This window comes from Fibrella rubiginis (genome assembly GCF_017353185.1).
GTDB classification, from domain to species: domain Bacteria; phylum Bacteroidota; class Bacteroidia; order Cytophagales; family Spirosomataceae; genus Fibrella; species Fibrella rubiginis.
The window spans coordinates 295,486-315,808 of sequence record NZ_JAFMYV010000001.1 but is presented as its reverse complement, the minus strand read 5'-3'; the positions used below and the strand labels follow the sequence as shown (position 1 = coordinate 315,808).

General features: G+C 51.6%; 17 protein-coding genes. 5 read left to right on the top strand and 12 right to left on the bottom strand.

Annotation, left to right across the window (positions count from 1 at the left end):
* Window position 1: 1 nt before the first annotated feature.
* The 3 genes from atpB to J2I47_RS01190 are packed head-to-tail and all read right to left on the bottom strand — an operon-like array spanning window position 2 to window position 1,748.
* Complete coding sequence (atpB, locus tag J2I47_RS01200; protein WP_207362720.1) at window positions 2-1,102, bottom strand: F0F1 ATP synthase subunit A; 1,101 nt, start codon at window positions 1,100-1,102, stop codon at window positions 2-4.
* A 19-nt stretch (window positions 1,103-1,121) separates the two neighbouring features.
* The gene (locus tag J2I47_RS01195; protein WP_207362719.1) at window positions 1,122-1,484 is read right to left on the bottom strand and encodes a hypothetical protein; all 363 of its coding nucleotides are present in this window, start codon (window positions 1,482-1,484) and stop codon (window positions 1,122-1,124) included.
* A 15-nt stretch (window positions 1,485-1,499) separates the two neighbouring features.
* Window positions 1,500-1,748 (bottom strand): AtpZ/AtpI family protein, encoded by a 249-nt coding sequence (locus tag J2I47_RS01190; protein ID WP_207362718.1) that lies wholly within the window; start codon window positions 1,746-1,748, stop codon window positions 1,500-1,502.
* Between the two features lie 165 nt (window positions 1,749-1,913).
* On the opposite strand from J2I47_RS01190, the gene porW reads away from it, so the two are divergent.
* The 4 genes from porW (at window position 1,914) to uvrC (ending at window position 9,593) form a co-directional block, all read left to right on the top strand.
* Window positions 1,914-4,178: a type IX secretion system periplasmic lipoprotein PorW/SprE gene (gene porW, locus J2I47_RS01185; RefSeq protein WP_207362717.1), complete on the top strand. Its 2,265-nt coding sequence runs from the start codon at window positions 1,914-1,916 to the stop codon at window positions 4,176-4,178.
* A 122-nt stretch (window positions 4,179-4,300) separates the two neighbouring features.
* Window positions 4,301-6,652: a penicillin-binding protein 1A gene (locus tag J2I47_RS01180; RefSeq protein ID WP_207362716.1), complete on the top strand. Its 2,352-nt coding sequence runs from the start codon at window positions 4,301-4,303 to the stop codon at window positions 6,650-6,652.
* 12 nt (window positions 6,653-6,664) lie between these two features.
* Window positions 6,665-7,801 (top strand): glycerate kinase family protein, encoded by a 1,137-nt coding sequence (locus J2I47_RS01175; RefSeq protein WP_207362715.1) that lies wholly within the window; start codon window positions 6,665-6,667, stop codon window positions 7,799-7,801.
* Complete coding sequence (gene uvrC / locus J2I47_RS01170; protein ID WP_207362714.1) at window positions 7,782-9,593, top strand: excinuclease ABC subunit UvrC; 1,812 nt, start codon at window positions 7,782-7,784, stop codon at window positions 9,591-9,593. Before J2I47_RS01175 ends, uvrC begins: the two co-directional genes overlap by 20 nt.
* A 95-nt stretch (window positions 9,594-9,688) precedes the next feature.
* On the opposite strand, the gene porN is transcribed toward uvrC, so the two are convergent.
* The 8 genes from porN to sucD all read right to left on the bottom strand — a co-directional run bounded on the left by porN (window position 9,689) and on the right by sucD (window position 18,943).
* Complete coding sequence (gene porN / locus J2I47_RS01165; protein WP_207362713.1) at window positions 9,689-10,786, bottom strand: type IX secretion system ring subunit PorN/GldN; 1,098 nt, start codon at window positions 10,784-10,786, stop codon at window positions 9,689-9,691.
* 42 nt (window positions 10,787-10,828) lie between these two features.
* Entirely contained in the window at window positions 10,829-12,430 is a 1,602-nt protein-coding gene (gene porM / locus J2I47_RS01160) for a type IX secretion system motor protein PorM/GldM (protein WP_207362712.1), read from the bottom strand.
* Between the two features lie 122 nt (window positions 12,431-12,552).
* Window positions 12,553-13,374 (bottom strand): type IX secretion system motor protein PorL/GldL, encoded by an 822-nt coding sequence (gene porL, locus J2I47_RS01155; RefSeq protein ID WP_207362711.1) that lies wholly within the window; start codon window positions 13,372-13,374, stop codon window positions 12,553-12,555.
* Window positions 13,375-13,431: 57 nt separating this feature from the next.
* Window positions 13,432-14,583 (bottom strand): T9SS ring complex lipoprotein PorK/GldK, encoded by a 1,152-nt coding sequence (porK, locus tag J2I47_RS01150; protein ID WP_229374198.1) that lies wholly within the window; start codon window positions 14,581-14,583, stop codon window positions 13,432-13,434.
* Window positions 14,584-14,809: 226 nt separating this feature from the next.
* A complete protein-coding gene (locus tag J2I47_RS01145) occupies window positions 14,810-15,769 on the bottom strand; it encodes a PorP/SprF family type IX secretion system membrane protein (RefSeq protein ID WP_207362709.1) in 960 nt (319 codons plus the stop codon).
* A 151-nt stretch (window positions 15,770-15,920) separates the two neighbouring features.
* Entirely contained in the window at window positions 15,921-16,706 is a 786-nt protein-coding gene (locus J2I47_RS01140; RefSeq protein WP_207362708.1) for a uroporphyrinogen-III synthase, read from the bottom strand.
* A 75-nt stretch (window positions 16,707-16,781) separates the two neighbouring features.
* On the bottom strand, window positions 16,782-18,050 hold the full coding sequence (locus J2I47_RS01135) for a DUF4271 domain-containing protein (RefSeq protein WP_207362707.1): 1,269 nt from the start codon (window positions 18,048-18,050) through the stop codon (window positions 16,782-16,784).
* A gap of 17 nt (window positions 18,051-18,067) precedes the next feature.
* Window positions 18,068-18,943, bottom strand: a complete 876-nt coding sequence (gene sucD, locus J2I47_RS01130) for a succinate--CoA ligase subunit alpha (protein WP_207362706.1) — start codon at window positions 18,941-18,943, stop codon at window positions 18,068-18,070.
* Window positions 18,944-19,035: 92 nt separating this feature from the next.
* Here sucD and J2I47_RS01125 point away from each other — a divergent pair, with 92 nt between their 5' ends.
* Window positions 19,036-19,626, top strand: a complete 591-nt coding sequence (locus tag J2I47_RS01125; RefSeq protein WP_207362705.1) for a DUF6962 family protein — start codon at window positions 19,036-19,038, stop codon at window positions 19,624-19,626.
* On the opposite strand, the gene J2I47_RS01120 is transcribed toward J2I47_RS01125, so the two are convergent.
* A complete protein-coding gene (locus tag J2I47_RS01120; RefSeq protein ID WP_207362704.1) occupies window positions 19,615-20,292 on the bottom strand; it encodes an FkbM family methyltransferase in 678 nt (225 codons plus the stop codon). The genes J2I47_RS01125 and J2I47_RS01120 overlap by 12 nt on opposite strands.
* Window positions 20,293-20,323 lie beyond the last annotated feature (31 nt).

The window sequence follows — 20,323 nt, the reverse complement described above, 5'->3', positions numbered from 1 at the left end:
TTTACCCTATCTCAACGCCGGGACCTTCGTACCCAATGCCGTGGTCAGCTTCGTGGTGTTCTTCAATGGCGCTACCGATATACATCGACGTCAGCAGCGTGAAGATGAACGCCTGCAGAAACGCTACCAGCAATTCGATCAGGTTCATAAAGAGTGTAAAGGGCACAACAATCAACGAAACACCATAACCGGTACCTGCGCCCGCCTGTCCGGCAATGAAAATGAGCGCAAGCAGGCTAAGAATGATAATGTGGCCCGCCGTGATGTTGGCAAATAACCGGATCATCAGTGATAGGGGCTTCATGAACAAACCCACAATTTCTACCGGGATCATAATGGGCAGCAGCGCCACGGGCACGCCAGTAGGTTTTACCAGGTGCATCCAGTAATGTTTGTTGCCGCTGAAACTCGTTACGAAAAACGTGATTACTGCCAGCACCATCGTCACGGCAATATTGCCGGTCAGGTTGGCACCGCCCGGAAGCAGACCCAACAGGTTGTTTACCAGAATAAAGAAGAACAGCGTAAGCAGATAAGGCAGATACGTGGCGTATTTAGGGCCAAGGTTAGGCTTGGCGATTTCGTCACGGACAAACATGACAATAGGCTCCAGAAACGACTGCAAACCTGACGGGGCCTTGCCTTTATTCTTATCGTATCCTTTAGCAACTGATGTAAAGACGAAAAACAGAATCAGCGCACTCAGTATCAGCGATGCCACGTTTTTGGTAATGGAAAAATCATAAACGTGCACATTTTCGTCTGGCTTACCAGCAGCATCGACACGGTGGATGTGACCATGCTCCGACTTGTAGCCTTCATAGATGGCACCGTGGTTCAGGTGCGACGATGAGAAAACTTCCAGACCGCGATCTTTTGAGTACAGAATGACGGGCAATGGCAGGGTAATGCCATGCGCAAACTCCCACCCCCGGTCATCGCGGATGTGGTGCTTGATCATATCGCCCACATTGAATCCTTTCTCCTGCTCGTGTTTGGTCTCCTGCCCGTCGAGGGTATGCTCCTGCGCAAAAACGCCCGAAACCGTGCTGATAATCAGGGCGAACGCGAGTAATAATTGCTTGATTGATGAACCCATCATATGAAATTAGTAGGCGTTTCTATGAATCGCGTCGCAATTTACGCGTAAGGCCGTAGATTTCAAAACTCGTATAAACTAAATACAGTACAAGAAACGTAATCACAAACGTGGCCCGTGCAGACACGCCATTGTAGAGTAGCACGCCCATGAAGATGAAACTCAACACAAGCTTGGCCGTGACAAAAGCAAGATAGAAAGTGGTGAATTGGGCTGATTTAGGGTCTTTTACAAAACTCATCAGTCGATTGAGCAGTGCAGCCACCGCCACGTAGAACAGTAAAATGTAAGGCCAAAGCGGATGTACCCACGTAGCCCCGTAAAAACGTCCGGCTACAAAAAATACAATTCCGAACAGGGCCGACAGTAGTAATGTATTGCGCATTGCCTTAACCCGGCTTTAATTCTTTGGCAATTGCCGGATAAACAGATATAACGACGCGAAAATGGCCGTCAGCGACAAACCGATCGTCCAGCCAGGGGTCTTGTTGCCCTGCCATTGATCCAGTTTCATACCCGCATAAACGCCAAGGCCGATGGTAGCCAGCATCTGAAACGCAATGCTACTGTATTGCGCATAAGCCGACGGTCGACGGTCTATGTTGGGGTCTTCGTCAGGGCGCTGGTCGGGGTTGGGGGCGTCGTTCATGGTTGAAAAATTGCGTAGATTCGCGGGATTGGCACGAACATGGATACGTTCGATAACTGGAAATCGTTTACCTTTTAGAAGGCTCACCCGTACCGACGCTTAGCGGCAAAGGTACGTTTCTGGTGGTGGCTCGCCAATCGGGCACCCCCAAATTTGTCTACACCCATGACGGCATCCTGGCCACATAAACTACTTCTTTACAGCTTACTGGTAGGGTCGGCAGGCAGTTTGCTGTCGTGTTCACAGACAAGCAACGGGGCCATGAGCAAAGGTTACCACAACCTCACGGCGCACTTCAATGCTTATGTGATGGCCCGCGACGACATCGACGAAGTAGAGCGGCATCTGTTCAAAAACCGCAAAGACAATTACAACGAAATACTGCCCATTCTGCTCCCGCTCGACTCGAACGCGACGCAGGGCGTGCGGCCGCAGCTAGACGACGCCATCAAAAAGGCGTCGCTGGTGGCCGAGCGGCATCAGAACAGTAAGTGGCTTGATAACGCCTATATCCTGGTGGGTAAAACGCGGCTCTACCGGCAAGACCTGCCCAACGCCATTGAGGTGTTTAAGTATGTGAATACGAAAGGCACCGATGATAACGACAAACACGAGGCACTCATCTACCTCATGCGGGCCTATACTGAAACGGGCGATTTTGCCAACGGGCTGACTGTGGCCGAATACCTGCGGACGCAGCCATTGAACAAACCGAATACCCGTGATTTTTACCTCACCAAAGCCAACCTGCACCAGAAAAAAGGCGAAAACCTGATAGCAGCGGGCATTCTGGATGCTACGTTTCCGATGCTGCCGAAATCGGAAGCCACAGCACGGCTGCACCTCATTGCGGGGCAACTGTATGAAGCAGGTGGTAAACCAGCCTTGGCCACACCCCATTTTCAGGCGGTGCTGAAATCGCGTCCCAACTACGACCAGGAATTTTTCGCCAACATTTACCTGATGCAGGCCGATGGTAGCGACCCTAAACAGCAGGCCCGTAATACCGACCGGTTTGAATCGATGCTGGCCGACCGGAAGAACTCAGACCTGAAAGACAAGATTTATTTCACGATGGCGCGCACCGACGCCCGTCGGGGTAATTACGACCGGGCATTGGCGAACTACAACAAAGCTGTGCAGGTGGGCCTGACCAACACCGATCAGGTACCGCTGACCTATGCTGAAATAGGTTCGATTTATTTTGACCAAAAACGTAATTACAGCAAAGCGCAGGCCTATTACGATAGCGCATTAGCGTTACTGCCCCAAAACAACTCCCTCTATGCAAAGCTGGCAGGGCGCAAAAAAACGCTGGACGAGTTTGTGGCTAACCAGGCCATTATTCTGCGCGAAGACAGTCTGCAGCGCCTGGCCCAAATGAACCCCGCCGCCCTTGACAAACTGCTCGACCGGGTGCTGGACCAGCAGGCCAAAGATGAGGCGGCTCAATTAGCCCTGGCTCAACAGGTGACCGGTCGAACGTCGGTCAGCGGAGCGCAGGCTACCAACTCTGACCTTGCCCCCGCCGACCGTTGGGTGCTCTATAACCCGGTGCAAATGGCCCAGGGCTTGCAGGAATTTAATCAGGTCTGGGGCAACCGGCCATTGACCGACAACTGGCGGCGATTGAACAAGGATGCGTCGGTGGCAGTGGCCTCAGAAACAAATCCGCTGAACGGTGCCAACCCAGCCAACGCCACGAACCCCGACCCTCAACTGGCTACCACTGGCACCCGGTCGGCCGTGGGCGGCAATACGCTCAACCAGCGCAAAGCGCAGAAGGATGAGCTTTACCGGCAGATTCCGTTCTCTACCGAGGCTATTCAGAAGTCGAATGACCTGCTCGAGTCGGCACTGTACCGGCAGGGAAAAGTGTACAAGTTTCAGCTCGACCAGCCTGCGCAGGCTATGGCCGTAATCGATCAGTTGCTGACCCGTTTTCCTAACTCCAGCTACCGACCAGAGGCCTATTACCTTATGTACTTGTCAGCACAGCAACTGGGTAAGCCATCCCCCTGGCGTGAGCGACTGTTGACCGAATTCCCTACATCATCCTACGCCAAGCTGGCCTCGGCTGATGGACAGGCCACGGTGGCCGAAACAGGTTCGACTACATCTGGGCGGGGCGGGGCAGTCAATGAAGTGGTTGCCAACCAGGTTTACTCGTCGTTATATGCCTTGTTTCAATCGGGTAATAGCACCGAAGCCCTGGCCCGCACCGAAGCAGCTATTGGCACGTACGGTGGCTCAAAAATTGCAGACAAGTTCGCCCTGTTGCGCATTATCTTGCTGGGGCGTGTGCAAAACGTGGACGCGTATCGACAGGCACTGGGCGAATTCGTCCGCGACTACCCGACTAGTCCCCTATTGCCCCACGTAAAAGAACGTCAAGCCGCCGCTGAGCAACTCACGGCGAAAAGGAAATAGTATTGATTTACGCTGGACGCATGACGATGGACAATTTATGGCTTGCGCGTCAGCTTGCTCGTGTAAAAGCTGACGCGCAAGCCATAAATCGTCCATCGTAAATCCCTCCCCTACCCACCCCTATGATTCAGTTTGCCTCTGGGCGTTATCGCCTGTTGATTACCCGGCTTTGGAAATTATTTCTGATTGGCATTGTCGGTATTATCCTCTACGTACTGGCTGTAGCCGTCAATTTTCTCTGGCTGTTTGGTGGCATGCCTAACCTCAAAGCGCTGGAAAACCCCAAAAGTCAGGAAGCGTCAACCATTTATTTCAACGACGGGCCACAGATGGGTAAGTTCTACCTGGAAAACCGTACCCCCGTTGATATTACGCAGGTGTCACCCAACGTCATTTCGGCCCTGCTGGCGACCGAAGATGCCCGATTCATGAAGCATTCGGGGATCGATGCCCGGTCCATTGCCCGCGCCATAAGTGGGTTAGTCACGTTTAAGAATACGGCAAGCACGGGCGGCGGTAGTACCCTCACGCAACAAACGGCCAAGAACCTGTTCGATACCCGCGAGGAGGTATACGAAGGTATTCTGGGCAAAGTCCCCGTTGTTCGACTGATAATTGCCAAAACCAAGGAATGGATTCTGGCCGTGCGGCTGGAGCGGAATTACACCAAGCAGGAGATCATCATGATGTACCTGAACACGGTGTCGTTTGGCAACAACACATACGGCATCAAAACCGCCGCCAAGACTTATTTCAACCGGGAACCCTGGCAACTTACAGTCGACGAGAGCGCCCTGCTGGTGGGAATGCTGAAAAACCCGTCGCTGTTCGATCCCCGTATTTTCGAGACTCGCGCCCGCGAACGGCGCAATGTGGTGCTGGGCCAAATGAAAAAGTATAATTTTCTGACACCCGACCAGTTTGTGCTCTACAAAATCAGACCGGTCAAGCTCGATTTCAACGTTGAAAATCAAAATACCAACAAGGCTCCCTATTTCTGTGCGGTAGTAAAAGACAAGCTTAAAAACTGGATCAAGCAGTATAACAAGGAGAACGGCAAGGAACTGAACCTGTATACCAGCGGCCTGAAAATTTATTCGACTATTGACTCGCGGATGCAGCGCGATGCCGAAGAGGCCGTGATGACCAATATGCGCGATCAGCAGGCTAAGTTCTACCAGCAGTGGCGTGGGCGCAACCCCTGGGTTTTCCGTAACGCCAGCAACGCCTGGCAGGAAATGCCCAACTTCATCGAAAACTCGGTGAAGCGCACTACACGGTATAAGTTGCTTTCGGCAGTGTATGGCGATGATAAGAAGGCGATCTGGCGCGAACTGAACAAAAAGGTAAAGATGAAGGTGTTTACCTACGCCAACCGGCGTATGGAAAAAGACACTACCATGAGCACACTGGATTCGCTACGCTACTACAAACGCCTGTTACACACGGGCTTTATGTCGATGGACCCTACCACGGGTTATGTGCGGGCCTGGGTAGGTGGTGTTAATTTCAAGCACATGAAATTCGACCATGTGTCGCAGGGGAAACGGCAGCCGGGGTCTACGTTCAAGCCGTTTGTGTACCTCACCGCCCTGAACAACAATTATTTTACTACCTGCGACCGCATCACCGACCGCCCGGTAGTATTTGCCCACGGCGAAGACGGCAATGGTGGGCCGCCCTGGATGCCTAAAAACTCAACCGGACGTTACAGTGGCGCCAGTCTATCGCTACGTGAGGCCCTGGGGCAATCCGTAAACAGTGTATCGGCGCAGTTGATTAAGAAAACCAAAGCCCGGCCCGTGCTGAAAACGGCTGCCGACCTGGGCATCGATACAACCGGTTTCCCCGCTAACCCCACCCTCTGCCTTGGCACCGCCGACGTGTCGGTACTGGATATGGTGGCTGCCTACTGCACATTTGCCAACAGTGGCCACCGTGTTGAACCGATCCTGATTTATCGCATTACAGACAAGAATGACAACGAGCTGGCCCGGTTTACGCTCAACGCCGTACAGGTGATTAGTTCGCAGAAGGCCTACGATATGCTTTATCTCATGCGCGGGGCTACCGAAGAGGCTAATGGCACCGCCAAACGCCTGGCTACGCAATACAAACTGTTGGAAAATGGCAGTCAGATTGCGGCTAAAACGGGCACTACGTCGAGCTTCTCTGATGGCTGGTTTATGGGCATCACACAGAACCTGGTGTCGGGCCTGTGGGTAGGCGGCGATGAGCGGTCGATTCACTTTAAAAACATCGAATTTGGCCAGGGAGCACGGTTGGCCATGCCTGCCTGGGGGATGTACATGCAAAAAGTATTCGCTGATAAAGGGCTGACGAAGTATAAACCAGCCCCCTTCCTGAAGCCCAACGGCTATAAGGTAGATTGCGGTGGCTATTACATCGACTCGGCCCAGCGCTATATACCTCCTGCTATTGCCCCAACGGAGGAAGAGGAGATATTGAATTAGCGGCAGTAATCTATGCGCTTCTTACTGGCTCCTGATAAATTTCGTAGTTCACTGTCAGCAGCGGAGGCATGCGCGGCGATGGAGGCGGGCATCCGGTTGGCGCTACCCGATGCGCAGATCACGGCTCTCCCCATGGCTGATGGTGGCGAAGGAACGGCTGAGTTGTTGACGCTAGCCACACAAGGCAGCTGGCACACTACACCCGTCCATAACCCACTTTTTAAGTTAACAGAGGCTGGTTTCGGTCTTTCGCCGGATGGGCAAACGGCGTTTATCGACAGTGCGGCAGCGGCGGGGCTTGCTTTGCTGGCTACACCGGAACGCAACACAACAATTGCGACCACCCACGGGCTGGGCCAACTTATTCAGCAAGCTATAACCAGCGGAGCCAGGACCATCGTGCTTGGCCTTGGTGGCACGGCCACTACCGACGGTGGAACGGGGCTGGCGGCGGCATTGGGCTGGCAATTTCTGGATGCGGCCGGCCAATCATTTATACCAACGGGTGGCACGCTAACAAAGATCGCGCAGCTGGTTCCACCGGCTGCACCCCTACCTGTTCGCTTCCGCGTGGCCTGCGACGTGCAAAATCCACTGTATGGACCAACCGGTGCAGCTGTGATGTTTGCCCCCCAAAAAGGGGCTACCCCAGCACAGGTTGGTCAACTCGACGTTGGTCTAAAGCACCTTGACCACGTCGTGCAACAGCAATTGGGCCTGAGCCATGTCGCCATGCCGGGGGCGGGTGCAGCGGGCGGACTGGGCTACGGCCTGATCACCTTCCTGGGCGCCACGCTGGAACCTGGGGTCGACGTGGTGCTGGACGCCGTCGCTTTTGATCAGCATGTAGCAAATATCGACCTGATCCTGACGGGCGAAGGCAAACTCGACCAGCAAACGGCGCAGGGCAAACTTATTGCAGGCATTTGTCGGCGGGCCGAGCGGGCGGGGGTACCGGTGGTGGCCCTCTGCGGCACCCTCACCCTGACCCCTCAAGAGATTCGGGAACTGGGGTTGTTGGCTGCTTTTTCGGTGCTAAATCGGCCTCAGCAGCTTAAAGAGGCCGTTTTGACAGCCGCTGGCGACCTGATGGGGGCAACCTTTAATGTGGTGCGCTTGTTAACCAATCATGCCAGCCTTCGACTATAAATCTGAGTTAGCCCGCGTACCACACGAGCCGGGTGTGTACCGTTATTTCGATGCCAGCGGCGAAGTTATTTACGTTGGCAAGGCCAAAGATCTCAAGAATCGGGTCAGTAGCTACTTTGTCAAATCGAACCAGCACGACCGCAAAACGCAGCGGTTGGTGAGCCAGATTCGCAAGATCGAGTTCACCATAGTGCACACCGAATTCGATGCGTTGCTGCTGGAAAACCAGCTGATTAAACGCTACCAGCCGCGCTACAATATTCTCCTGCGCGACGACAAGACGTACCCTTTCATCTGCGTGACCGATGAGCCATTTCCACGCGTGGTAACAACCCGGCGCATTGAGCGGGGAAAGGGCACCTACTATGGGCCGTTTGCCAACCTGAAGCCCATGTATACGGTGCTGGAGATGTTTAGCCAACTCTTCACGCTACGCACCTGCAACTACAACCTGACCCAGGAAAACATTGAAGCGGGCAAGTTTAAAGTGTGCCTGGAATACCATATCGGTAACTGCAAAGGCCCCTGCGAAGGCAAGCAGGGCGAAGCTGAATATGACGCCGACATCGAGCAGATTCATTCCATTCTGAAGGGACAGCTCAAGCCTGCCCAGGAATATTTTAAGAACCGGATGGTGGAAGCGGCCAATAGCATGGCGTTTGAGCAGGCGCAGCAGTATAAAGACAAAATGGACGTGCTGCAACGGTTCCAGAGCAAATCGACGGTAGTGAACCCCAAGATTGCTGATGCCGATGTATTCACCATTGCGTCTGACGAAGTGGCGGCGTACGTCAACTTCATGAAAGTGGTCAACGGAACGATCATCCAGACGCATACGGTCGAGATCAAGAAAAAGCTGGAAGAAACCGACGCCGATCTGCTCACGATGATGATCATCGAATTCCGCGAGCAATATGGAAGTCAGGCTAAAGAAATCATCACCAATATTCCGCTAGAGACTGACCTGAAGGCCGAAATTACCGTTCCCCAGATCGGCGATAAGCGGAAACTGCTGGAAATGTCGCTTAAAAATGTGCTCTATTTCCGGCGCGAACGGCAGGACCGTCAGGCAGCCGAATCAACGGCCAACGCATCGAAGAAAGATCGGGTGCTGATTCGGTTGAAGCAGGATTTGCAGTTGAAAAACCTGCCCCGGCGTATTGAATGCTTTGACAACTCCAACACGCAGGGTACCAACCCGGTATCGGCCATGGTGTGTTTCATCGATGGCAAACCAGCCACCAAGGAGTACCGGCATTATAGTATCAAAACTGTGGTTGGCCCTAACGACTTCGCCAGTATGCACGAGGTGGTTACACGTCGGTATACGCGGATGCTGGAAGAAAAAGGCCCCCTCCCCGACCTTATTGTCATTGACGGTGGCAAGGGGCAGCTATCTGCCGCCTGCGATGCCCTTAAAGAATTAAATCTCTACGGTCAGATCCCGATTATCGGCATTGCCAAGCGGCTGGAAGAGATCTATTTCCCGGAAGATACACTCCCGCTCTATCTCGACAAGAAATCAGAGTCGCTCAAATTGATCCAGCAATGCCGCGACGAAGCCCACCGGTTTGGTATCACCCATCACCGCGACAAACGTAGTCGGAACAGTCTTATCAGTGAACTGGAAAGTATTGAAGGCGTAGGTAAGAAAACCACGGCTAAACTGCTTACCTATTTCAAAGGTGTGAGCAAAATCCGCGAAGCCAGTGTGGAAGCCATCGGCGAGGTCATTGGCCTCGACAGGGCGAAGAAGGTAAAAGAATACTTTGAGGCGCAGGAAGTAGGGTAAAAAAGAGTTTAACGTCTAAGGTCCAAAGTTGCTTCGCGCCCGGAAAAGCAGGGCGCGAAGCAACTTTGGACCTTAGACGTTAAACGTTAAACCCCCTAATATTCCCAGAGACCGTGCTCCAGTTCCATGAGTTCGTATTCAGTCTGGTACGATTTCAGCAGACCTTCTTTGTCGCTACCATAGAGACCAACCAGTTCCTTGTCTTCCGGATTAGCCACTTTCGTGATCCGGCCATAGAACAAACGCAGGTCGAAGGCATCAGCTAGATTCTTGTGTTGCGCCTGGTTTTGTGGGTTATACCAGATAAACTTCTTCGGGTCAGACCGGAACAGCTTATCCAGGTCCTTGTATTTGAACGAAGCCACTGGTACTTCAAAACCAGCTACGTTTTTATCAGCGGGCAACAACATGGTTACCGTTTGAATATCATAGTATAGGCGTGACCGTTTTTTGTCAAAAATCCAGTCTTCTTTCACTTCCAACACCGAGAATTCTTTGGCAAAACGCTCGTCTCCAGAGAAAGTGGGTGCCGTACTGCTAACGGGTGCAGCCACAGTGTCTACTTTGGCTACTACTGGCTGAGTGGTTTTTGCACCCTTCTTACCCTTCTTCCCGGTGGCTACCTTCTTAGCTGGGGTTCCCCAGCCGTCGTCAGCAGGTTTCGCAGCGGCTTTGGGCGCAGGCGTACCCCAACCATCATCGACAGGTTTTTTAGCAGCAGGTTTCTTGGGATCCTGCTTCGTTGGGTTTCCCCAACCGTCGTCCTTACCGCCCGCGCCAGCGTCTGTCTTACCGAAGCCGGCTTCAATTTCTTCCTTCGACAGGCCACCTTCCTGGTTAGGTACTAACAGCCGTTCATGAAATTTGGCAGGGTCTACTTTTCGGGTACACGAGTCATTTTCGTAAGCATCTAATAAACCCGCCTTCACGGCATCCATCAGGTACTTTGTAATCTCGTTATTCTTTGAAAACATGCTGGCATTCTGCGTCTCTTTCAAGTCGATACGGCGCCATAGCGTTTTCTTCATCATAATATCGCTGTCGTCAATGGGACGCACCGACATGGAGTTTGCTTTCCGGTTGTCACGTTCCTGAGCCATGGCTCCCGTACCAGCTAGTGCTAGTAAAGCGGTAGCCGACAGAATCATGGACCGGGTGAGTGTTGCTTGCTTCATCGCTGTGAAATGCTGCATGTGATATAGTCTAAAAACGGCCCGAAGGCCGTTTTTAGTGCGTTAATACAAGGATATTACCTGGAGTTGAGTGCCCATTGGTACATCACTAATTTCCCCACGGAAATTACGCCGTTGCACACCATCTAACTGAATCGTAATCCGATCTCCTGGCTGCATTTCTGCGGCCATAGCACCTAACGAACCACCACCAGCACCTAAAGAAATGGGACCAACAACACGTTTAGTACCCCGTGCTAAGTTAACCGTAACGCCTGTTACTCGGAAGTTAGCGTCTTGCGGTGAGTAGGCGGCGAAGCTAGGGTCAGGCTCAGCATCGACACGAAGGCTACGTGCGGCATTGGCTGGCACACCACGTGGGTCCGTTACCCTATTTCCACCCACATAGTACACAATCGTAGGCCGTGGTACCCGGTTTACTTTAAAATCTTCACTACCTAGTGTAGTACCTGCATTAACAACACTTAGCCGTACACGTTGCGAATTAGGTACCACAGTGATCTTACCCCGTTCCCCTGATTGAATAACTGTAGCTCCTTCCGCTGGGAAGCTTGGATTCCATAAAGCTCCCAACTGCGGGCTTTGAATGCTCAGCTTATTGGCACAACCTAAATACAAGGGCGGCATGGTACCAGTTTCTACCTGATACGACGGCTTCGCCACAAAGTATTCAGCCTGCATCGGCACCGTTTTTACTGTACCGTCAGGTGCGTTATACGAAATGGATCCTGATAGCACTCGACGTGAGAGGCCCTGCTTATCGTAGTTGCCCCCTCCCTGCGCAGTAAATTCAATGATGCCTTTGCCATTATCCATCCGAACAGGACCGCCGTTGAGGCTCATACGGGGCTGAATGCCCGATGAGGAAGCCGCCAGGAACATTTCGCCCTTAAACTTGGTACCGGCTACCACTACTTTCGACTCCATGCTCAGCATGGCCATGATCTTGTCGAACTTAACGTCCTGCGCACCAACTTTGGTAGCCAGGTAGTCAAGCACTTCACCTTCAACCCGACGCACATCAGACTGCTTCTGGCTTAATACTGCGAGCGCAGCCGGGACCGGCGTCTGGGCAAAATTCAGGTTGGCAAAATCTTTACCTTTCTGATCTTTCGACCGGCTGGCAATAGGATCATCTTTGCCGTCCAGGGCCATAGACCCGTATTTAGCGTTACCGATTTTAGACATTGACTCAGTATAGGCGTTCAATGTCTTCTGCAATTTGTAGGCCTCACCATTGCGGCTTTCGCCTTTGATCATAATCTGAGCTACTTTTTCTTCTTCGCTCAAGTTTTTGATGTTACCCTGCTCGTCAGTTCCGCCTCCTGCCTCAACGGTAATTTGTTGTTTGAGCCGATCTATTTCGGCTACCAATTCCGACGAAGTCTTCCGAACCTGATCAGCTTGTGCCATCACAGCAACGTCAGCAGGACGGTTTCCTGATTTACTTACGGCCTGTTTTATCTTCTCAACCGTCTCCTGATTCACCCGGTTGCTCGAACCAGTAGATGTCTCTAATGAATTGTTGAGCAGGACAAATTTCTCCAGAATGGCCGACGTCACCTGCAACGCAAGGAGTGCGGTCAATACCAGATACATCATCCCGATCATTTTCTGACGGGGTGTCTCTTTTCCACCTGCCATGGATTGTATAGCTTAAATGAGTTTGATTTGAATGAGTTCAAAGTCCAGTCTCTATCGTTTTTCCAGAGAAGATTCTTCCGTCAGGAAAACTTTAGACACCGGACTTTTGGACTTTGACCTGTTTATTGATTTCCTCCGCGCATGGCAGTCAGCATGCTGCCGTATACGTTATTCAACGAAGCCAGATTGCTGGTCAGTTTCGAGAGCTCACTCTTAAACTGCTGCGTGTCTTTGCTGGCATCGGCCATATTCTGCATGGCACTGGTAAGGTTACCGTAGAAAGCATTCATCGCTTTCAGGTGCTTATTGGTATCCTGCAACTCCAATTCATACACGGCATTCAGGGCTCCCATGTTTTTGGTCACCTTCTGGAACTGATCGCGGTAATCTTTAGCGTCGGTAGTAGCGTCGGCCATTGAGTTCATCGCCGTAATAGCCGTACCGTATGATTTGTTCATCTCCGAGATTGATCCCGAAGCAGACTTCACGTTACGGGCGTAGTCGTTGGTAGCTACGGTAGCGTCGGTTAAGTCCGTTAGCTTAGACACTGTGCTGTTCAGGTTCTGAAAACCTGATCCCAGTTTCTCAAATACGTCGGGAGTAATTTTGGCTTGTGCCAGCATCTGATCCATGTTAGCAGTCAAGCCATTGGCCTGTGGGCTGGCAACTGCCTTGCGGGCTTCACCTTTATAATCAGGCGCTAATTCGGGGTATACACGCTCCCAGGCATAGTCCTCACCGGTTGCTACGGGCTGGGTGAAACTTTGAATAGCATACAAGGCGAAAATAACAACTTCCGTTAGCAGGCCGACGGTCAGCATAAAGCCGAATTGCTCATTGTGGGTAATCTTTGCCCAGGCGCCGAAAATTACAACGGCGGCCCCAGCACTATAAACGGTAGGAACGAGACGGTCCCAAAAGAAATTTACTTTTCCTGCTGCCATGAGTTGGTTTACAGATGATTAAAGAATATAAAGTGATTGGGTAAGGGATGTTGAGGTCTATTTGCTGCCACGCATACCCGTGCCGCTACCGCCTTTGGCTGACTTCGATAATTTAGACGAACGGGTGCTTGCCGACTGACGGCCACCACGGGCTGTTGCGGTACGGCCTTCCAGATTGTCCATCACCGAACGGAAGCCAATGTATGACCGACGCGAGTTTTCGTCTTCGTAAGTACGCGTACCTGATTCCAGATAATAGGCAATGTCTTTCCACGAACCACCACGCACCACCTTACGGGGTTCATCGGCGTTTTGGTTATCTGGGTTCATGTCCCACACAATGGCGTTCGAGTTTTCAGCGTAGGCATCGCGGCACCATTCAGCCACGTTGCCAGCCATGTTGTAGAGGCCGTACTCGTTGGGGTTGAACTTGTTGGCAGGGGCAGTATATGGGTAGCCGTCGGCATCAAAGTTGCCACGCTGAGGCTTGAAGTTAGCCAGGTAACAACCTTTGCCATTGGCTACGTAAGGATTACCCCAGGGGTATTTGGCACCCTGCTTACCACCACGGGCAGCCCACTCCCACTCAGCTTCCGATGGCAACCGGAACCGGGGTGAGTTGAACATACCCTCTTTACTACGGTAGTCATTGTAGAGATTGGTACGCCACTGGCAGAAATGCTGCGCCGCCTTCCAGCTAACACCCACTACCGGGTAAGTATCGAACGCTGGATGACCGTAATAGTACTCCAGCATAGGGTCACCATTGTGGTAGGTAAAGTCATTTTTCCAGACTGCCGTATCGGGATAATATTTGGCCATGATCTCTTCTTCACCAATAGTTGAAGCTGAGTCGGCTAACAGTGCATTTACATACTGACGGTATTCGTGGTTGGTAATTTCGGTGTCGTCCATATAGAACGAACTGATGGTTACACGCCGGTTCATGTTGATTTGCGTAGCCGCCACATCTTCGTCAGCCTGACCCATAATGAACGAGCCCGATGGCACCAGCACCATACCAAATGGCGTAGTTTGCTTATAGCCAGGACGTGCCGTGGCTACAACTTCGCCATTGGCCACGCCAACGTCACCCTTTTTTCCACCTCCAAATTTCGACTTTACAAAGCCGCAACTTTGCAGAGCCAAAACTGCCGCCACAACCCATACACCTCGGAAAAAGAGTGCTGGCATTCGGTTCGATTTCATATTTGTAGAAAGCATAAAAAACTTTTGCAAGACCTGTCGTAAGAACGAAAATACGCTGGCTTATTGTATAGACTGGTTTAATTCGCTGGTAGCGCACTGGCATACCAGTAAAAGCAGAAACGGTTAACCGTCAAAATTAGCGTGGAGGCTGCAAACTGCCTAACAAGAATAGAGCCAAAATGTTGATGAATGCCCATCTGACCCTGTTTTCCACGAAAGTGATACATCAATACCGGAAGCGTGGCGTGCGCACAATTGGCTTGGGGGTGGCACTGGGGGCAGGCAGCACATAGCTAAGCAGCAATTCAAATGAACTGGGTCGTTTGGCGTTCTGCCCGTACGTAACAAAATCATAGGCAAAGCCGACCCGTGCTTTGTTGTTCAGTACGTTTGCCGTAACCAGGCCCGTAAATGATTCCTGCTTGCGATAAGAAGCGCCAACAGAGTAGCGCCCATCGTAGGTAGCCAGCAGGTTTATGTCAAACGTTGATCCATTTTGGTCGCCCTGAACATATTGGTACAAGATAGACGGCTGCAGGTCTATAGCATACGTTAGCCCCAACTTGTAGCCTGCCGAGACATAGGCTGTCCGGGCCAAAGGATTGATGCCCCGTTCGGTACCTAATTTATAAGCAGGCGTATTCAGGTGAAACACACTGGCACCCACCCAATAGTCGACGGTACTGTAATACAGACCCGCACTAAAATCGGGTTGAAACTGCGAGTACTGGCCTGTTGGTACTAATGGATCGGGACCACCAGTAGGCAGGATAATCCCTGAATAATCAATCTTCTGGCTTTGTAGGCCCGCCTGCACCCCAACGCGGAATGTGCCGTTTTTCAGCGGAAACCGATACGAGTAAGCCAACTGGACGGCCTGATTAGTTTGCGGGCCAATGGCGTCGTTGAACGCATAGATCCCCACGCCACTATTGAGTTTATTAAGCGGCAGGTCGGCCGTTATCAGCTGTGATGTGGGAGCGCTGCCAGGACTGTTTGGTGCCTGATACCCCGTCCATTGGCTGCGGTGAATAAGTTGAATCCGCGTAACGCCTTCAGCACCAACTGCTGCCGGATTTAGGTATGTGGGCGTGAACATAAAGAAACTAAACTGAGGGTCCAGTTGCCCAAACGCTTGCAGCGAAAGCAGGCAGGCACCCAACATCACGTAAAGTTTACGAAGCATATAAGCGAGAATTTCGGGCTGTGTGCGCCTGGCACCGAATTACCAGATTAACGCACGAAAACGCAAAATATTGACCAAAAAGAAGCCGAAACCGAGGGCTGTTACATATACCCTTAGGTCTCGGCTTACGTTGCAGAACAACGCCAAATGGTTATAGATTGTTGGCTTTACGGATGTAGAGGTCCAACGCCCCCGTCATTGAGGGTGCATTCGGTAGTGGTGCTTCAATATCGAGGGTCAATCCAGCGTCAATGATTGCTTTAGCGGTAGTGGGGCCGAAGGCCGCCATCCGGGTACCGTTCTGCTTATAGTCGGGAAAGTTGCTCATTAGCGAGGCCACCCCCGACGGGCTGAAGAACGCAATAATGTCGTACTGCGCCACGGCCAGATCAGCCAGATCAGTAGCTACCGTTTCATACATCACAGCCTCGGTTAGTTGCAGGCCACCCGTGTCCATGAAATCAGGAATGTCGTTGCTGCGGATGTTCGAGCAGGGAAAGAGGAATTTCTCCGTCTTGTGTTTCCGAATCAGGTCGAAGAGTTCTTTGGCCGTTTTAGTACCCGAAAAGATCTTCCGCTTCCGAATCACGATATACTTCTGCAGGTAATTGGCCGTCTGTTCCGAAATACAGAAGTACTTCATATCAATCGGTACCTCAATTCGCCCTTCCTGACAGATTCGAAAGAAGTTATCAATGGCATTACGGCTGGTGAAAATAATAGCCGTATGCTCAAGGATATTAATTTTCTGCCGCCGGAAGTCTTTGAACGCCACGCCCTGAATTTGAATAAACGGACGGAAATCGACGGTGAGGTTGTACTTAGAGGCTAACTCGAAATAAGGCGATTTGTCGTCGGTGGGCTTGGCTTGGGTAACTAAAATCTGGGTGACTTTCGTCAGACGGTCTTCGGCGGGCTGAGTGCTGGTTTGGCTCATTGAATCTAACTCAGTTTTTAAGCATTCCGGCTTGCTGGGCGTGGAGATAGGAACGGGTTAAACAGCAAGCACTCGTCAAACGGCAAAGCGAATACCGACAACGAGAGGAATCAATTCTACGATACAAAGGTAGGAAAATAAATATAGATTTTTGACCGGCAGTTGGCCCACCAGGGTTACATAAAGCCAGGCAAGGCGCGCCAGGTAGAACCCTACGAACGGCAGCAGCACATAACTAACCGGCACATTTATGGACTGATGAGGATTAACTGCGGATACGATGATAACTAACGATGTGATGAATAACAGCGACGACTGAAGTACCCGGAAATAATGCAGGTTTACAATGGCGTCGAATTTATACAGGCTGCCCACGGCAGCAATAAAAACATACTTACCCAACAGAGCCAGAAAAATAAGCCCGCTGATGACGCCATAGCTAAGCACAATGGTACCAAAGCCTGGTTCGCGTGGCAACAAAGTGGCCATTCCAAACAGGTTTATGTTCAGGTGCTGCACATACATAAACAGGAAGGCCATGCTAAAGCTTAACGCCAGCGCAAATGCCATAGATACCCGGCCCAGAGGTCTATTAATCAGGAAAGATTCATCGGGTGGGTCAGCAGTAATCAGATTGACTGGGTTGTAGAACGTTTGAAAGGCCCGCCGAAAAAAGCTGATCAGGAAAGCGTGTACGGCCAGCAGAAAGAGTAAACCCGCGCTGAAAAAGCTGACAAAGCCCGAAAAACCGCGGGGACGTACGCTGAGCAAATCATCATTAAGCCGGATTGTTTGCCCCGCCGCCGACCGTGGGTGGCCAATGTATGCCTGCCAGTTTCCGGCTCCGGCAGCACCGTAAAGCGTGATGAAAAGCTGCGGTTTTTTGTACACCTGAAACAGGCTGTCGAGGTCAAGCACAAGCCATTGCCCGGCGGGGCACTTGCGGCGTAGGGCAGCTTCGATAAAAAGAAAGCCGTCGGCCTGACTTTGCAACAGCAACTTATAGCGCCGGTTACTTTCTATGTCGACGTACGCGCTCAGTGCCTGTTCGCCCGCATGCTGTTCTATAATATAAGGAACGTACGTTTTAAAGGCTTCATCGTAAACCAGCAGATCGGCCTGAATATCGTGGACGGGAAAATACCGTTGTTCGGGACCGACGCCCTCCCGACGGCCTTGAGCGAAGGCACAATGAGTGAATGAGTGAATGAGTGAATGAGCGAATAAAAAAAAGAGCAAACAAGCGAATGAACGAACAAGTGAATGAGGGATGGCATAGCTGTCTGCATTTGCCGGTACTCCTTTGCAGAAGTCAATCAGTCGCTCTTTCACTCGTTCGCTCATTCACTCATTCGCTAATTTTACTTCCCTAGTGCTTTCAGCATGGTGTCGCCGATCATGGCGGGCGATTCGACCACGTGGATACCGCACTCCCGCATAATGGCCATTTTGGCAGCGGCCGTATCATCGGCACCACCGACAATGGCACCGGCATGCCCCATCCGGCGACCTTTCGGTGCGGTTTGGCCCGCAATAAATCCTACGACGGGTTTGCGGTTACCATCAGCTTTGATCCAGCGGGCAGCTTCGGCTTCCATACCCCCACCAATTTCGCCAATCATAACGATGGCTTCGGTTTCGGGGTCGTTCATGAGCAACTCAACAGCTTCCTTCGTAGTTGTGCCAATAATGGGGTCGCCACCAATGCCGATAGCTGTGGTTTGGCCCAAACCGGCCTTGGTCAGTTGGTCAACAGCTTCGTAAGTAAGCGTACCCGACTTCGAGACGATGCCGACTTTACCTTTCTGGAAAATGAACGCAGGCATGATGCCCACCTTACATTCACCGGCGGTCATCACGCCGGGACAGTTGGGGCCAATGAGGCGGGCGGCTTTCCCTTTCATAAATGCCTTCACGCCTACCATGTCTTCGGTAGGAATACCCTCTGTGATGCAGATGATCACTTTGATACCGGCGTCGGTTGCTTCCATGATCGCGTCGGCGGCAAATGCGGGCGGCACAAAGATGATCGACGTGTCGGCGCCTGCTTTCTCAACGGCCTCCCGGACCGTGTTGAACACGGGACGATCGAGGTGCGATTGTCCGCCTTTCCCCGGTGTTACGCCACCCACTACGTTGGTGCCGTATTCAATCATCTGTTGGGCGTGAAAAGAGCCTTCAGAGCCTGTAAAGCCCTGTACTATCACTTTTGAGTCCTTGTTTACTAGTACGCTCATGCTGTTCGTGGATCGTAGGCGATGCCTTCGCGTTGACGTTATATTCTGCTAAAAGAGGCGTAAAAGTAGACCGAAAAACATTACCTTCCGCTATGGTTCTTTCGCATATGCTCTCCGATGCGGTACTGGCCGCCACGGGTTTGGGTGTCTACGCCACGTCGTTTCAACGGCTCCCTTTTTTCAATCGAATCCTCTGGGGTTTCTTCTTTCTAACCATCTCATTGGCCGCGCTGGTGGGGGTTTTCACGTTCGGTGGTCTGGTCGCCCTGGAGCCGTTGCATCAGTCATTGACCAAGTTGGCGGGCAGCCTGGGGGTAGTCTGTCTGGTAGTGGCTGTTTATGCTCAAACCAGGCTAAAGCCCGCCACCCCACTCATCTTTGGGAGTACGCTGGTGGTAGGTGTGGTTGTATTTGTACTGCTTTTTTTGCCCACCATTCGCGTGTTTGCGCCGGTAGTACCCGCCCTGGGTATTCTGCTCGTGATGCTGCTGGCTGTTTTCGCCTTATTGCGTCAGCAGCGTTGGGCGGTGTGGATTGTTGTAGCCGTGATGTTAATGGCCCTGGCTACCAAAGTAGATAAGGTAGCCCTGCCCATTCATCCCACCGATGCCTACCATTATTTGTTAGCCCTTGGCTTACTCAGTTTTGGCAAGGCTGCGCGGACAGCCAGATTAGCGCATTAATTTTCTGAAATGCCGTTTCTGCCGACGTAGGTTGAGCCAGGTGTTTTTTAGCCCCAATGCTATTTTTTCGTAGCCACTCACCACAAAAAAATTACGCTTTATATACACGCTGTCGCTACGGTCTTTATACCAGATAATGTAATCATTGGCCTGCATCCATTGCCTGATTTCCTTTATGAATGGATTAACGTAGAATTTGCCGTGGGTTTCTATCGAAATAACGTTAGGTCGGCTGATCATGTATTTCAGCACATACCATTCACTTCCTTCAATATCAATGCTCAACAGGTCAAAAGCACCTGTATCTATCTCTGAAAACCGCTTGCAGGGCACATCAAACGTAGCGCCTGTAGCTACCTGAAACCCATCGTTTTCGAGCGCGGGACTCGACGCCAACGCCGACACAAATGTGGATGCAGCAGCTTTAGACAGCTGTAGCGTACCGTTATAATCCCACATGGCAACGGGATGAACAAGTATGTTATACCTGCTAAAATAAATGGCTATATCAACCGCAACATCTGGGTCTGCTTCGACCAATGTGGCGGCTATGCCATCCTTGATAAAATCACCAATATTGGATACAGTTGGCACATAAACGCCTACTTCGCAGACGTGTTTGAAGGTGACTTTTTTTTCTTTGAGGCGCTGGTATAGGGTCGTCATTTATTAATTGATGGTTAGCTGGTGGGGCTAC